We start from the raw sequence: 11,949 nt of genomic DNA on the forward strand, positions 1-11,949 counted from the left end.
TCGAGGCACTGGAAAATGAAAGTATTAATGGTACTGACCTCTCACGACCAGCTGGGCGATACCGGCCGCAAGACCGGCTTCTGGCTCGAAGAATTTGCGGCGCCGTATTACGTGTTCAAGGACGCCGGCGCCGATGTGGTGCTGGCATCCCCGGCCGGTGGCCAGCCGCCGCTGGACCCGGTGAGTGATCAAGCGGATGCGCAGACCGAACAGACCCGCCGCTTTGCCGCCGACCCGGCCGCGCAACAGGCCCTGGCCAGCACCGTCAAGCTGGACACGGTCAACACCGCCGACTTCGACACCGTGTTCTACCCAGGTGGCCACGGCCCGCTGTGGGACCTGGCGGAGTCGCCGGTGTCCATCGCCCTGATCGAGGCGTTCGAGCGTGCCGGCAAGCCCATCGGTTTTGTCTGCCACGCACCGGGCGCCTTGCGCCACGTCAAGGCGGTCAATGGCGAGCCGCTGATCAAGGGTCGTCGCGTCACCGGCTTCTCCAACTCGGAAGAAGCCGCAGTCGGCCTGACCGACGTGGTGCCGTTCCTGATTGAAAACGATTTCAAGGCGCTGGGCGGCAAGTATGAGAAGGGCGCCGATTGGCAATCCTTTGTGCTTGAAGATGGTTTGCTGGTCACCGGGCAGAACCCCGCCAGCTCCAGCGATGTGGCCAAGGCCCTGCTGAAACTCACCGCGTAAGTTAACCCCTCACTTTTACTGCTTTATTGCTTGGCGGCTCTCAGGAGTCGCCGACGCTTTCGTTCGTCCTGAATTTGGAATATTTCGAATGACCCACAGTGTTTTAAGTACCCCGATACAACTCGGGCACCACACCTTGAAGAACCGTGTCGTGCTGCCACCGCTGACGCGCCAACGCAGCGCGCAACCCGGCGATATCGCCACCGAGTTGATGGCTGAGTATTACCGTCAACGTGCCTCGGCCGGTTTCATGGTCACTGAGGGCACGCAGATCGAGCCGCGTGGCCAGGGTTACGCCTGGACGCCGGGCATCTACACCCCGGCGCAGATCGATGGCTGGCGCACCGTCACCGACGCGGTGCATGCCGAAGGCGGGGTGATCTTCGCTCAGCTCTGGCATGTGGGCCGGGTGTCCCATAACGCGTTGCAGCCTGACGGCGCCGCGCCCATCGCGCCGTCCGCGATCCAGGCCGAGCAAGCGAAGGCGTTTATCGCCACCGGGCCTGGCGTGGGTGACTTGGTACAACCGCCCGTGCCCCGTGCGTTGACCACCCTTGAGGTCAAGGAACTGGTCGGGCATTACGCACAGGCCGCACGCAATGCGCTGGACGCGGGGTTTGACGGGGTCGAGATCCATGCCGCCAACGGTTATCTGGTCAACCAGTTCATCTCGGCCCGCGCCAACCAGCGCGACGATGAGTACGGTGGTTCGCTGCACAACCGTCTGCGCTTTTTGCGTGAGATCGTCGAGGCGGTCAGCAAAGTGGTTGGACCGGAACGCCTGGGGGTACGTTTTTCGCCGTTGTTCAGCGGCACCGACCAGGACCGGGTGTACATCGGCCTGGTGGAAGACGACCCGCACCACACCTACCTCGAAGCGATCAAGGTGCTGCAAGCGTCGGGCATCGCCTACGTCTCCATTGCCGAAGCTGATTGGGACAACGCGCCCGACCTGCCCGACACGTTCCGTCAGGCCGTGCGTGACACCTTCCAAGGCCGAATTATCTACGCCGGGCGTTACACCGCCGAGCGCGGTGCGCGGTTGGTCGACGCGGGGCTGGCCGACCTGATTGCGTTCGGGCGTCCATTCATCGCCAACCCGGATTTACCGCAACGGATTTTCAATGGCTGGCCGTTGAATCCGCTGCGGGCGGAGGGGATGTATGGCGGCAATGAGGTGGGCTATATCGATTACCCGGTGCATGCGAAATAGGTTGTCGACTGGCTCGCAAAGGCCGGTTTTTGTGGAACCTGTCGAGCCCTGCCAAGGCCCGACAGTGCCTGCATCAAGGCGACTGTTTAGGTGTCAGGCCACCCGCAACACAATCTTGCCGATATGCTCCCCACCTTCCATCCGCGCATGGGCCTGGGCGGCATCGGTGTATGCGTAGACCTTGTCGATGATCGGCAGGCAACGCCCGGCGGCCAGCACGGGCCATATGTATTCGCGCAGCTGTTCGGCAATTGCGGCCTTTTCCTCCTTGCTGCGTGCGCGCAAGAGTGAACCGGTAATCACCGCGCGTTTGGCGAGGATCGTCAGCAGGTCGACGTCATTGGCCTTGCCACCCCCGAGAAAGCCCAACATCACCAGGTGACCGTCCATGGCCAGGGCCTTGAGGTTGTTGTTCAGGTACGAGGCACCCATGATGTCGAGGATCACATCAACCCCCTTGTCATCGGTCTTTTGCGCGATGACGTCGGCGAAATCCTGCTCGCGGTAATTGATCGGTTCGGCGCCCAGCTTGGCGATGGCCGCACATTTGTCGGCGCTACCGGCAGTGGCGAAGGCCTGGATGCCGAACTCGCGGCAGAGCATCAGCGCGGTGGTGCCGATGCCACTGGTGCCGCCGTGGACCAACACACGCTGGCCTGTGTGCGCGTCGCCGAGGCCGAACAGGTTGGCCCACACGGTGAAGAAGGTTTCCGGCACGGCGGCGGCTTGAATCCAGTCCATACCCTCTGGGATCGGCAGCGCCTGGCTGGCGGGCACCGCGCAAAACTGGGCATAGCCGCCGCCATTGGTCAGGGCACACACCTTGTCGCCGAGGGCGTACTCGCTGACGCCGTCACCGAGCGCCACCACTTCACCCGCCACTTCCAGCCCTGGAATCAGGCTCATGCCGGGTTTCATCGGGTACTTGCCGGCGCGTTGCAACGCGTCCGGGCGATTGACCCCGGCAGCCTGCACCCGAATCAGGATCTCGCCCGGGCCTGCCACCGGTACATCGGCCCGGCGCGGTTGCAGTACGTCAGGGCCGCCGGGGCGGGTGATTTCTATCAGGGTCATTTCTTTCGGGAGCGTCATTCGAGAGTTCCTGTAGCGATGAGCGTATGGCTTGGGACCGCATCGAGCGGCGGGCGGTTCAGCACAAACATGCAAGCGTACACCCAGCTTGGCGAACACAATCGATGTCGATGATTTTTTACGGATGCAGGGTGTTTATGAATGAATCAACAAACCAGGCCCTCGGCCTCCTGTTTTTGCGGATCAGCGCGGCTGCGTTCCTCTTGTGGGTACACGGTTTGCCCAAGCTGTTGGGTTACAGCGAACAGCTAAAGCTGATCGAAGACCCGTTTCACCTGGGGGCCAACGTCACGCTATTGCTGGCGATTTTCGCCGAAGTGTTGTGCCCGCTGCTGATCATCGCCGGGGTGCTGGTGCGCCTGGCTTGCCTGCCGATCCTCTCGGTGCTGCTGATCGCGATGCTCGTGGTGCATCCGCAATGGACGTTGTTTGAAGGGCAGTTCGGCTGGCTGCTGTTGATCATTTTCACCAGCATCCTGATCGCCGGGCCGGGTCGCTTCACCCTCGGTCAACGTGTTGCCTGAGCAAAAAAAGGCCGGGCAAGCCCGGCCAAAATAAGGAGAAGGGAGTCTAAGCGCTTCAGCGCTTGAGGAACGCCAGCAGGTCTTCATTCAAGGCCTGGGCGTGGGTCACTGCAAACCCGTGCGGCGCATCCTTGTAGACCTTCAACTCGGCACCCTTGATCATCTCGGCTGCCACCTTGCCGGTGGTTTCGAACGGCACGATCTGGTCGCCATCGCCGTGGATCACCAGGGTCGGCACATCGATCTTGGTCATGTCTGCACGGAAGTCGGTCTCGGCGAAGGCCGTGACGCAATCCACGGTCGACTTGAGCGACGCCAGCAGGGCGATCTGCAGGGTTTGGGTCAGTACGCCGTCGGAGACTTTCTGGCCTTTGTTGATGCCGAAGAACGCCGGGTTGAAATCAGCAATGAACTGTGCACGGTCTTTCAGCAGGCCGGCCTTGATGCCGTCGAACACATCGGCGGGAACGCCCTGCGGGTAGTCCGGTTTCTGACCGAACAGCGGCGTCACCGCCCCCAGCAGCGCCAGGCCGGCGACACGGGCGCTGCCATGGCGGGCGATGTAGCGCGCGACGTCGCCGCCACCCATGGAGAAACCCACCAGGGTCACGTCCTTGAGGTCCAGGTGTTCGATCAATTGGGCGATATCGTCGGCAAAGGTGTTGTAGTCGTTACCGGTCCACGGCTGGTCAGAGCGCCCGAAACCGCGGCGGTCAAACGCGATGGTGCGAAAGCCGCGGCTGCTCAGGTATTCCATCTGGTATTCCCACATGTCGGCATCCAGCGGCCAGCCATGGCTGAACAGCACGGGTTTACCGCTGCCCCAGTCCTTGAAGTAGATCTGGGTACCGTCTTTGGCAACGAATGTGCTCATGGAAAACTCCTGGGGTGAGAGGGAAAGGGCTCGGCTTCACTATTGCCGCAAACCCGACGAAGGGCTTGTATGCATGTGCTCGGTTGAACGGTTCAGCGTCTACGCTGGTCCACTGACCTCTACCGTCAGATCACACAGGTGAACGAAATGGCTAAGACTTACAGCTACGCGGCTCGGGACTCCAAGGATGCGCTCAAGCCCTTTACCTTCGAACGTCGCGCGCCGGGGGCGGATGACGTGCAGATCGACATTCTTTATTGCGGCGTCTGCCACTCCGACCTGCATACCGTGCGCAACGAGTGGAACAACACGTTGTACCCCTCGGTCCCCGGCCATGAAATCGTCGGTCGCGTAACGGCGGTCGGGGCCCATGTGAAAAAATTCAAGGTCGGCGACCTGGCCGGGGTCGGCTGCATGGTCGACAGTTGCCAGCACTGCGCCTCCTGCGCCGAGGGCGAGGAGCAATACTGCGAGAACGGCTTTACCGGCACCTACAACGGCCCCGTGTTCGGTGGCGAAAATACCCTTGGCGGCTATTCGGACAACATCGTCGTCAAGGAGCAGTTCGTGCTGCGCATCTCCCATGATGACGCCAACCTGGCGGCCGTGGCGCCGCTGCTGTGCGCCGGTATCACCACCTATTCGCCGCTGCATCACTGGAAGGTCGGCCCCGGCAAGAAAGTCGGCGTGGTCGGCCTCGGCGGGCTTGGCCATATGGCGGTGAAGATCGCGCATGCCATGGGCGCACACGTGACGCTGTTCACCACCTCGCCGAACAAGCGTGAAGACGGCCTGCGCCTAGGCGCCGATCACGTCGTGGTGTCGAAGAACCCGGACGAAATGGCCAAGGTCGCCAACAGCCTGGATTTCATCCTCAACACCGTCGCCGCGCCGCACAACCTCGACGTGTTCCTCAACCTGCTCAAGCGCGACGGCACCATGACCCTGGTCGGGGCCCCCGACAGCCCGCACCCATCGCCGACGGTGTTCAACCTCATCTTCAAGCGCCGCAGCCTGGCCGGCTCGCTGATCGGCGGCATCCAGGAAACCCAGGACATGCTGGATTTCTGCGCCCAACACGGGATTGTCTCGGACGTGGAGATGATCGATATCCAGGACATCAACGAAGCGTATGAGCGCATGCTCAAAGGCGATGTGAAATATCGGTTCGTGATCGATATGGAAAGCTTGAAGAAAGAACCTCACGTGGCCTGAAACACCCTTTAGCGGCGTGCTCCCAGAGGTCTTCAGACCGCAAGCGTACAACCGGTCAGCGGCTCAAGGCCGCTGCGGTTTCATCGCCGTCCCAAACGTATTGCCCATGCGGATGCTGGTCGCCGCAGGGGTGGATAACCCCACCTGGTTCGGCGGCCGTTTCTGCACCGGGATGTTCTGCGCCTCGCGGTTCTTCTGCGCCGCCTTGGCCGCGTCCGGGTCATTGCCCATCTGCTGGCTCATGCAGCCATAGTCGCGGGCTTTGTAGCCATCCACTGTGACATCGGTGCAGCCTTTGGCGGCGGTTTCGGCGTGGGCGAGCAGTGGCAGCGCGGCGCACAGCAACAGGCTGGCGAGGGTTGGGAACAGCTTCATGGGGCCTCCTGGCGGGCCCGAGGGAGTGGGCCGGTAGGCTTGAAAGTGTAGTGCAGCGGGTTTCCCGTCACCGTGATGTTTTTTTTGCTGTCACCGTAACATCAGGTTCATAAATTGGCCTCAGGATGACGGTTTTCAAGGACACGTCGGCCGTGCAGCAATGCAGAGCGGGGGGTGAGCAGCGGGGCTTGCGGCGTGCCATCGGCGCCCTGGCCTTGCTGTTGCTGCTGGCGTGGGGCACCCCGGCGAGAGCAGAGCCGCCGCTGTTGGTACTGGACCTGCCGGCGCAAGATCTGGAGCACGCACTGCAAGCGTACAGCCGCGCCAGCGGCATGGCGGTGCTGGTCGACCGTGAACTGACGCGGGGCCGGCGCGCCATCAGCGTGCGTGGGCGCTTCACGGCGCAGGAGGCTTTGGCGATGTTGCTGACCGGGAGTGGCCTGATGGCGCGCTATGCGCGCAGTGACGCGTTCACCTTGCAACTGCCCGAGGTCAGCCCACCCGCTGTCACCCGTGGTGCATCGGCGCGCAACGCTGCCCGGATCAACAACAGCTATGCCACGGCGGTGCAACAGGCGATCGAAACCAGCCTGTGCCGTTCGCCGTTGACCCGCCCCGGGAGTTTCAGGGCGCTGGTGCAACTCTGGGTCAGCCCTGAGGGGGTGATCGAATACAGCCGGTTGGTCAGTTCCACTGGCGATGAACAACGCGATGAAGCCCTGGTGCGCAGCCTGGGCGCTGCCCGGGTCGAACGCCCGGCGCCCAGTTCGCTGCGCCAGCCGGTGACTTTACTTTTGATGCCCGACACAACAGGAACACGCATGGAATGCACAGCAGGGAAAGGAGCCTGGGGCGGATGAAAGATTCCGGGCACAGCACGATGGTCAGCTTGTTCCTGGCGTCCTACGAGGACTTCAAGGTGCGTTTGCGCAAGCGCCTGGGCTCGGAGGACCTGGCCAACGACGTCCTGCACGAAACCTACCTGCGCGTCGACCGCATGGACGTGCCGCCGAACCTGGCGCAACCCAATGCCTACCTGTACCGCATGGCCCTGAACATCGCCGCCGACCGCCGCGAGGCCGACGCCCGCCTGTTGACTGGCAGCGAGGTTGAAGAGCTGCTGCAAAGCGCCGACGAAGCCCAGGACCCCTCGCGGGTGGTGGGTGGTCAAAAAGAAATCCAATCCCTGGTCAAGGCCCTCTACGAACTGCCGGCACGCCGGCGCAAGATCCTCATCGCCGCGCGCCTGGAAGAAGCGCCGCACCTGGAAATCTCCCAGCGCTTCGGTATTTCCACGCGCATGGTCGAAAAAGAAATCAAGGCCGCCCTGGGCCACTGCGCCAAGCGTCTGGAAAGAAAAGTCATCCAGCGGTTCGGTCCCGGGGCCGGAAAACCGTCTTAGTGTTGAGTCCCTGATAAATCCGTGAGTATTTGCGCGCTTGAACATTTTTAGCCTCTCCACCGTCCGGGCAACCCCCGCCAGCCCATTGCACGATGAAGCCCGCGACTGGCTGCTCCTGCTGACCTCGGGCCGCGCCACCGTGGCGGATGCCAAGGCCCTGAAGGCGTGGTGCGCCCAGAGCCCGGAGCATGCCCAGGCTTTCGAGCAGATCAAGGCGATGTGGCGGCAATTGGGCACGGCGATTGAACAGGCGCAGCGCCCGCACCATTTTGGCCGGCGGGCCTTCCTCGGCGGTGCGATAGCGGCGTCGGCGGCGTTGGTGATGGTGGGCGTCGGCGCACCGGGTGGGCTGGCCGGTTTGACTGCGGACTATCGCACCGAGGTCGGCGAGCAGCGCCAGGTCCTGTTGAGCGACGGCGTGAGCCTGGAACTCAATACCCAGACGCGCATCAGCCGGGTGGGGCAGGGGATCGAATTGCTCGAAGGCGAAGTCGAAGTGCTCGCCCGCGTGGCCCAACCGCTCAAGGTCCAGGCCGGCGTTGGCTGGGTCAGTGCGGCGCAGGCGCGGTTCAATGTGCGGCATACCGATCGCAACGTGTGCGTGACCTGCATCGAAGGGTGGCTGTCGGTGGATGTCGCCGGGCGCACTGTGCACATGGAGAGTGGCCGGCAACTCACCTACGGCGCCGACTTGATCGGGGAGGTGGCGACGGTGGACACCCAGGCAGTGGTGGCTTGGCGCGAGCAGGTGCTGGTGTTCAACAACGCGACGCTGGCGACGGTGGTGGATGAGATCAACCGATATCGCCCGGGGATGTTGGTGTTGTTGAACAAAGAACTGGGCCAGCGCCGGGTGCAGGCGCGGTTCAATTTGCAGCAGTTGGCGGGGGTGGCGTTGTTGATTCGTGATGCGTATGGGGCGAAGTGTACGGAGTTGCCTGGGGGCGTGGTGTTGTTGAGTTAGGTTGACCGCGCATTTTTTGGATTGGATTGGATTGAGTACATATCCATTTCTGCGGTAACGGCTGCTATGGGTTCCGCCCTTACGGCGGGTCACTTTGGAAAAGCCCCAAAGTAACCAAAGGGCTCTTGCCCCACCACTCGGCACCTCGCTAGTGCTCGGTGTGCCCTCACTCCGGCTTGAATCCGTGGGCCGCCGTCATGGGCCATCCCTGGCCCAGGACGGCTAACCCGGCGTCCTGCCGGGTTGCCCACGGATTCAAGCCTGCGTTCGGCCAGCGTGGTTTTACGGGGCGCCTAAGATCAAAAGCCAAAGCAAAAGCGAGGCGGCCTTATAGCCGACCTGATCCTGGAAGCCGAACCCGGTCAAAAATGTGGGAGGGGGCTTGCCCCCGATGGCAGTGTGTCAGTCACTACATGCATGACTGATCCACCGCTATCGGGGGCAAGCCCCCTCCCACATTTTGATCTCCATGGATCAGATAGACCTCATTCTGCTCTGGCTCTGGCTCTGGCTCTGGCTCTGGCTCTGGCTCTGGCTCTGGCTCTGGCTCTGGCTCTGGCTCTGGCTCTGGCTCTTGATCTTAGGCGCCCCGTAAAACCACGCTGGCCGAACGCAGGTATTACGCAGCGGGTAAACCGGCAGGGATGCCGGTTTAGCCGTCCCGGGCCAAGGATGGCCCGTGACGGCGGCCCGCGGAGTAATGCCTGCGTTCGGGCACACCGAGCCTAGGCGAGGTGCCGAGTGTTGGGGCAAGAGCCCTTTGGTTACTTTGGGGCTTTTCCAAAGTGACCCGCTGTAAGAGCGGAACCAATAGCAGCCGTTACCAAAAAAACGGATATGTACTCAGCCGCCGCCGTTACCAAAAAAACGGATATGTACTCAGCCGCCGCCGTTACCAAAAAAACGGATATGTACTCAGCCGCCGCCGTTACCAAAAAAACGGATATGCACTCAGCCGCCGCCGTTACCAAAAAAACGGATATGCACTCAGCCGCCGCCATTACCGAAAAAACGAATATGCCCCCATCACCCAACCCTACCAAAGCGGCCCCACCACCTGCCGATACCGCTCTACTCCCTGCGCCGTCTGCCGCACCAGACTCACCTCCACCCCCAGCGGATCTTCCCGCCGATTCCCGCTCAACTGCCGCCAGCCCTTGTCCGCCTCCCACACCCGCACCTGCACATCACTGACCCCGGTCAACACCACCACCCCATCCTTCGCCGCCGGCAACGGAAAACGATCCCGCGCCGGCGCTGCTGCGCGGTACAGGCTGTCGCCCTTGAGCCACCAACGCACCCGTTGCAACCCATCCCCCGCGACCGGCGCGCTGCGGATCACGTCCAGGCGAAAACCCTTGCTGTCGGAACTGCGCACCGTCACCGCCGCCAACCCGCTGGGCTTGGATTTTTCCTCTTGCAGGGAAGCCGGCACGCTCAGCTCAACGCTGGCGCGCATGTTGAGATCGCGCTGCAACTGGTTCAGCGCCCGCAACAGCGCCTCGGTCTGTTCCGTGCTGGCCTGCAGGTGCTGATCCGCGCGGGTCACGCTGTCGAGGCCGCGCCAGGCGATGAGGCTGACCAGCGCCATCAGCATGATCGCCACCATCACTTCGATCAGCGTGAAGCCTTGCTGGGCGCGGCTCATGGTGGGCTCACCACGCGCATCAAACCGGCGGCATCACGTTGCAGGCTAAGGCGGTGTTGCCCGTCGGACAGTTCCACCCGCACGGGCGGGTTGATCCATTCGGCGTCGAGCACCAACGTTTGCCGGGGCTCGATCGTGACCTGCATCGGCGTGCTCTCCCACGGGCGCGGGCGCAGTTGGTCGTCGCCCTGGAACGACTCCACGCCCAGGCCGTCATCGCTGCGGCGGTTGAAGCGGAACCCCTTGGCGTCCGCGCGCCAGGTGATCGGCCGCCCATCGGCGCGGGCTTCGGCCTGGGCCACTTGCAGCAACTGGCTCAAACGCTCGGCATCCTTGCGCAGCAGGTGCAGCGGGTCGGGCTTGATCGTCAGGCTGATGGCGGCGCTGGCGATGCCGATGATCACCAGCACCACCATCAACTCGATCAGGGTGAAACCTTGCTGTTTCATGGGGCGGCACCTGGAAAGCTGGCGAGGTTATGAAATAAAAACGTGCGAATTGGCCTGTAGGCTGGTGCCACGGACAAACAGGAGGTCCTCCCCATGGCATTTGCCCTTCGTTTCTCTGCCGCCCACGGCGTGCAGGCGCTGGCCTTGCTTGCGGCGTTGGCCGGCGTGGCGGTATGGACGCCGTTGCTGCTCAGCACTGCCGAATCCCACACGCCGCCGGCCGCAGCCGATGCGGCGGCGCGCAGCGATAACCCGGCGTTGCAATGGTTTTCTACGGCGCCAGCGGCGCTGCAGGTCAAGGTCTCGGGAGTCTTGGCTGGAGCGCGGGGCGCGGTGGCGATCCTCAGCCTCAACGATGGCCCGCCGCGCAGCTTTCTGCTCGGCGAGCGCGTCAGCCCAGGCGTGCGTTTGACGGCCATCGCGGGCGACGGCGTCGAGATCGAACGCGGCGGCGAGAAGGTGCGCGTGCAGCTCGATACGTTGCCGCAGGCACCCGCCTTGCCACGGCTCACTCGGCCTTGACCTGTGGCCTGGCCAACGACGTCGCCAGGCGCGCCAGGGGCGGCGCCTCGCGGCTGATGTCCCACACCTGCACATCGACCTGCACCAGCCGGCTATCGGTGCCGCTGCTGAGGGTCTGCTCGCAACGCAATTTCAAGCGGCCCTGATCGCACTCGAAGGTCTTTTTGCCGGGGGTCAAATGCCCCTCCAACTGCAACTCCGCCAGGCGACTTTGCGCCGCCAGCAGCGCCATCGACTTGTCGCGCAACAGGCCGTTGCTCTGGGTCATCAGCCCGGCCACGCGCACGGCCGCGGCCATGGCCACCGCGATGATCGCCAGCGCCACCAGCACTTCAATCAGGGTAAAACCTCGCTCGTTGCGGTGCCTGCGCATGGCGTTCTCAAAGCCTGGAAACAGGTGCGCAGCCTAGCGCCGGCAGTTGACCGATTGGCGACCGAAACTCCCGAGGATTTTCAATACGACTGACATGTGTTCTTGCAACACTGCGCCCCGAAACGCACTCAAGCCAAGGAATGTCGAGATGGATATCGCACGCCTAACATCCCCATTGCCAGGCCCTCGCGGCCAGCGTGGCTTCACCCTGATCGAGATCATGGTGGTGGTGGTCATTCTTGGGATTCTGGCGGCGATGGTGGTGCCCAAGGTGCTCGATCGCCCGGACCAGGCACGTGCCACCGCAGCGAAACAGGACATCGGCGGGTTGATGCAGGCGCTGAAACTCTATCGCCTCGACCACGGCACCTACCCGAGCATGAACCAGGGCCTCAAAGTCCTGGTGGAGCGCCCGGCGGATGCGAAGAACAGCAACTGGCGCGCTTACCTCGACCGTCTGCCCAATGACCCGTGGGGCCACCCCTATCACTACCTCAACCCGGGCGCCAACGGTGAGGTCGATGTGTTCTCCCTGGGCGCCGACGGCCAGCCGGATGGCGACGGCGTGAATGCCGATATCGGCTCCTGGCAGCTATAAGGCGCCC

15 protein-coding genes are annotated in these 11,949 nt (G+C 63.0%); 9 read left to right on the top strand and 6 right to left on the bottom strand.

What is annotated here, in order from left to right:
* Nucleotides 1-15 precede the first annotated feature (15 nt).
* Together ACP7CJ_RS18005 and ACP7CJ_RS18010 are read left to right on the top strand one after the other, a co-directional pair.
* Nucleotides 16-693 (top strand): type 1 glutamine amidotransferase domain-containing protein, encoded by a 678-nt coding sequence (locus ACP7CJ_RS18005; RefSeq protein WP_276197628.1) that lies wholly within the window; start codon nucleotides 16-18, stop codon nucleotides 691-693.
* Between the two features lie 88 nt (nucleotides 694-781).
* On the top strand, nucleotides 782-1,906 hold the full coding sequence (locus tag ACP7CJ_RS18010; protein ID WP_276197629.1) for an alkene reductase: 1,125 nt from the start codon (nucleotides 782-784) through the stop codon (nucleotides 1,904-1,906).
* A 93-nt stretch (nucleotides 1,907-1,999) separates the two neighbouring features.
* On the opposite strand, the gene ACP7CJ_RS18015 is transcribed toward ACP7CJ_RS18010, so the two are convergent.
* Nucleotides 2,000-2,998: an NAD(P)H-quinone oxidoreductase gene (locus ACP7CJ_RS18015; protein ID WP_426100906.1), complete on the bottom strand. Its 999-nt coding sequence runs from the start codon at nucleotides 2,996-2,998 to the stop codon at nucleotides 2,000-2,002.
* A gap of 137 nt (nucleotides 2,999-3,135) precedes the next feature.
* On the opposite strand from ACP7CJ_RS18015, the gene ACP7CJ_RS18020 reads away from it, so the two are divergent.
* A complete protein-coding gene (locus tag ACP7CJ_RS18020; RefSeq protein WP_426100908.1) occupies nucleotides 3,136-3,522 on the top strand; it encodes a DoxX family protein in 387 nt (128 codons plus the stop codon).
* A gap of 55 nt (nucleotides 3,523-3,577) precedes the next feature.
* Here the strand turns inward: ACP7CJ_RS18020 and ACP7CJ_RS18025 are convergent, their stop codons facing one another.
* Nucleotides 3,578-4,396: an alpha/beta fold hydrolase gene (locus ACP7CJ_RS18025; RefSeq protein WP_247406268.1), complete on the bottom strand. Its 819-nt coding sequence runs from the start codon at nucleotides 4,394-4,396 to the stop codon at nucleotides 3,578-3,580.
* A gap of 147 nt (nucleotides 4,397-4,543) precedes the next feature.
* Here ACP7CJ_RS18025 and ACP7CJ_RS18030 point away from each other — a divergent pair, with 147 nt between their 5' ends.
* The gene (locus ACP7CJ_RS18030; RefSeq protein WP_247406271.1) at nucleotides 4,544-5,611 is read left to right on the top strand and encodes an NAD(P)-dependent alcohol dehydrogenase; all 1,068 of its coding nucleotides are present in this window, start codon (nucleotides 4,544-4,546) and stop codon (nucleotides 5,609-5,611) included.
* A 63-nt stretch (nucleotides 5,612-5,674) separates the two neighbouring features.
* On the opposite strand, the gene ACP7CJ_RS18035 is transcribed toward ACP7CJ_RS18030, so the two are convergent.
* Nucleotides 5,675-5,986 (bottom strand): hypothetical protein, encoded by a 312-nt coding sequence (locus ACP7CJ_RS18035; RefSeq protein ID WP_426100910.1) that lies wholly within the window; start codon nucleotides 5,984-5,986, stop codon nucleotides 5,675-5,677.
* A 215-nt stretch (nucleotides 5,987-6,201) separates the two neighbouring features.
* Here ACP7CJ_RS18035 and ACP7CJ_RS18040 point away from each other — a divergent pair, with 215 nt between their 5' ends.
* From ACP7CJ_RS18040 to ACP7CJ_RS18050, 3 genes are read left to right on the top strand one after another with little or no spacing between them, the layout of a single operon-like run.
* A complete protein-coding gene (locus ACP7CJ_RS18040) occupies nucleotides 6,202-6,846 on the top strand; it encodes a secretin and TonB N-terminal domain-containing protein (RefSeq protein WP_426101014.1) in 645 nt (214 codons plus the stop codon).
* A complete protein-coding gene (locus ACP7CJ_RS18045; protein ID WP_247408728.1) occupies nucleotides 6,843-7,388 on the top strand; it encodes an RNA polymerase sigma factor in 546 nt (181 codons plus the stop codon). Before ACP7CJ_RS18040 ends, ACP7CJ_RS18045 begins: the two co-directional genes overlap by 4 nt.
* Nucleotides 7,389-7,425: 37 nt before the next feature.
* Nucleotides 7,426-8,352 carry a FecR family protein gene (locus ACP7CJ_RS18050; RefSeq protein ID WP_426100912.1) on the top strand — a complete coding sequence of 309 codons (927 nt, stop codon included), beginning with the start codon at nucleotides 7,426-7,428 and terminating at the stop codon, nucleotides 8,350-8,352.
* A gap of 1,036 nt (nucleotides 8,353-9,388) precedes the next feature.
* On the opposite strand, the gene ACP7CJ_RS18055 is transcribed toward ACP7CJ_RS18050, so the two are convergent.
* Both ACP7CJ_RS18055 and gspH read right to left on the bottom strand, forming a co-directional pair.
* Nucleotides 9,389-10,000: a type II secretion system protein GspJ gene (locus ACP7CJ_RS18055; protein ID WP_276197635.1), complete on the bottom strand. Its 612-nt coding sequence runs from the start codon at nucleotides 9,998-10,000 to the stop codon at nucleotides 9,389-9,391.
* Complete coding sequence (gene gspH, locus ACP7CJ_RS18060) at nucleotides 9,997-10,449, bottom strand: type II secretion system minor pseudopilin GspH (RefSeq protein ID WP_276197636.1); 453 nt, start codon at nucleotides 10,447-10,449, stop codon at nucleotides 9,997-9,999. The genes ACP7CJ_RS18055 and gspH overlap by 4 nt, the downstream gene beginning before the upstream one ends.
* Nucleotides 10,450-10,542: 93 nt before the next feature.
* Here gspH and ACP7CJ_RS18065 point away from each other — a divergent pair, with 93 nt between their 5' ends.
* Nucleotides 10,543-10,971: a type II secretion system protein N gene (locus tag ACP7CJ_RS18065; protein WP_426100914.1), complete on the top strand. Its 429-nt coding sequence runs from the start codon at nucleotides 10,543-10,545 to the stop codon at nucleotides 10,969-10,971.
* Here the strand turns inward: ACP7CJ_RS18065 and gspI are convergent.
* Nucleotides 10,958-11,344, bottom strand: coding sequence for a type II secretion system minor pseudopilin GspI (gene gspI / locus ACP7CJ_RS18070; RefSeq protein ID WP_276197638.1), 387 nt, complete (start codon nucleotides 11,342-11,344; stop codon nucleotides 10,958-10,960). The two genes, ACP7CJ_RS18065 and gspI, sit on opposite strands and share 14 nt — an antisense overlap.
* A gap of 148 nt (nucleotides 11,345-11,492) precedes the next feature.
* Between gspI and gspG the strand changes: the two genes are divergently transcribed.
* Nucleotides 11,493-11,942 (top strand): type II secretion system major pseudopilin GspG, encoded by a 450-nt coding sequence (gene gspG, locus ACP7CJ_RS18075; RefSeq protein WP_058427239.1) that lies wholly within the window; start codon nucleotides 11,493-11,495, stop codon nucleotides 11,940-11,942.
* Nucleotides 11,943-11,949 lie beyond the last annotated feature (7 nt).

The organism is Pseudomonas sp. PSPC3-2, assembly GCF_049897085.1.
Taxonomy (GTDB): Bacteria; Pseudomonadota; Gammaproteobacteria; order Pseudomonadales; family Pseudomonadaceae; genus Aquipseudomonas; species Aquipseudomonas paraveronii.

What these genes read in the sequence shown, in the direction of transcription:
- gspI (WP_276197638.1), bottom strand. Translation starts at nt 11,344, where the DNA reads ATGCGCAGGCACCGCAACGAGCGAGGTTTTACCCTGATTGAAGTGCTG.
- ACP7CJ_RS18065 (WP_426100914.1), top strand. Translation starts at nt 10,543, where the DNA reads ATGGCATTTGCCCTTCGTTTCTCTGCCGCCCACGGCGTGCAGGCGCTG.
- gspG (WP_058427239.1), top strand. Translation starts at nt 11,493, where the DNA reads ATGGATATCGCACGCCTAACATCCCCATTGCCAGGCCCTCGCGGCCAG.
- ACP7CJ_RS18025 (WP_247406268.1), bottom strand. Translation starts at nt 4,396, where the DNA reads ATGAGCACATTCGTTGCCAAAGACGGTACCCAGATCTACTTCAAGGAC.
- ACP7CJ_RS18020 (WP_426100908.1), top strand. Translation starts at nt 3,136, where the DNA reads ATGAATGAATCAACAAACCAGGCCCTCGGCCTCCTGTTTTTGCGGATC.
- ACP7CJ_RS18015 (WP_426100906.1), bottom strand. Translation starts at nt 2,998, where the DNA reads ATGACGCTCCCGAAAGAAATGACCCTGATAGAAATCACCCGCCCCGGC.
- ACP7CJ_RS18045 (WP_247408728.1), top strand. Translation starts at nt 6,843, where the DNA reads ATGAAAGATTCCGGGCACAGCACGATGGTCAGCTTGTTCCTGGCGTCC.
- ACP7CJ_RS18035 (WP_426100910.1), bottom strand. Translation starts at nt 5,986, where the DNA reads ATGAAGCTGTTCCCAACCCTCGCCAGCCTGTTGCTGTGCGCCGCGCTG.
- gspH (WP_276197636.1), bottom strand. Translation starts at nt 10,449, where the DNA reads ATGAAACAGCAAGGTTTCACCCTGATCGAGTTGATGGTGGTGCTGGTG.
- ACP7CJ_RS18030 (WP_247406271.1), top strand. Translation starts at nt 4,544, where the DNA reads ATGGCTAAGACTTACAGCTACGCGGCTCGGGACTCCAAGGATGCGCTC.
- ACP7CJ_RS18055 (WP_276197635.1), bottom strand. Translation starts at nt 10,000, where the DNA reads ATGAGCCGCGCCCAGCAAGGCTTCACGCTGATCGAAGTGATGGTGGCG.
- ACP7CJ_RS18005 (WP_276197628.1), top strand. Translation starts at nt 16, where the DNA reads ATGAAAGTATTAATGGTACTGACCTCTCACGACCAGCTGGGCGATACC.
- ACP7CJ_RS18010 (WP_276197629.1), top strand. Translation starts at nt 782, where the DNA reads ATGACCCACAGTGTTTTAAGTACCCCGATACAACTCGGGCACCACACC.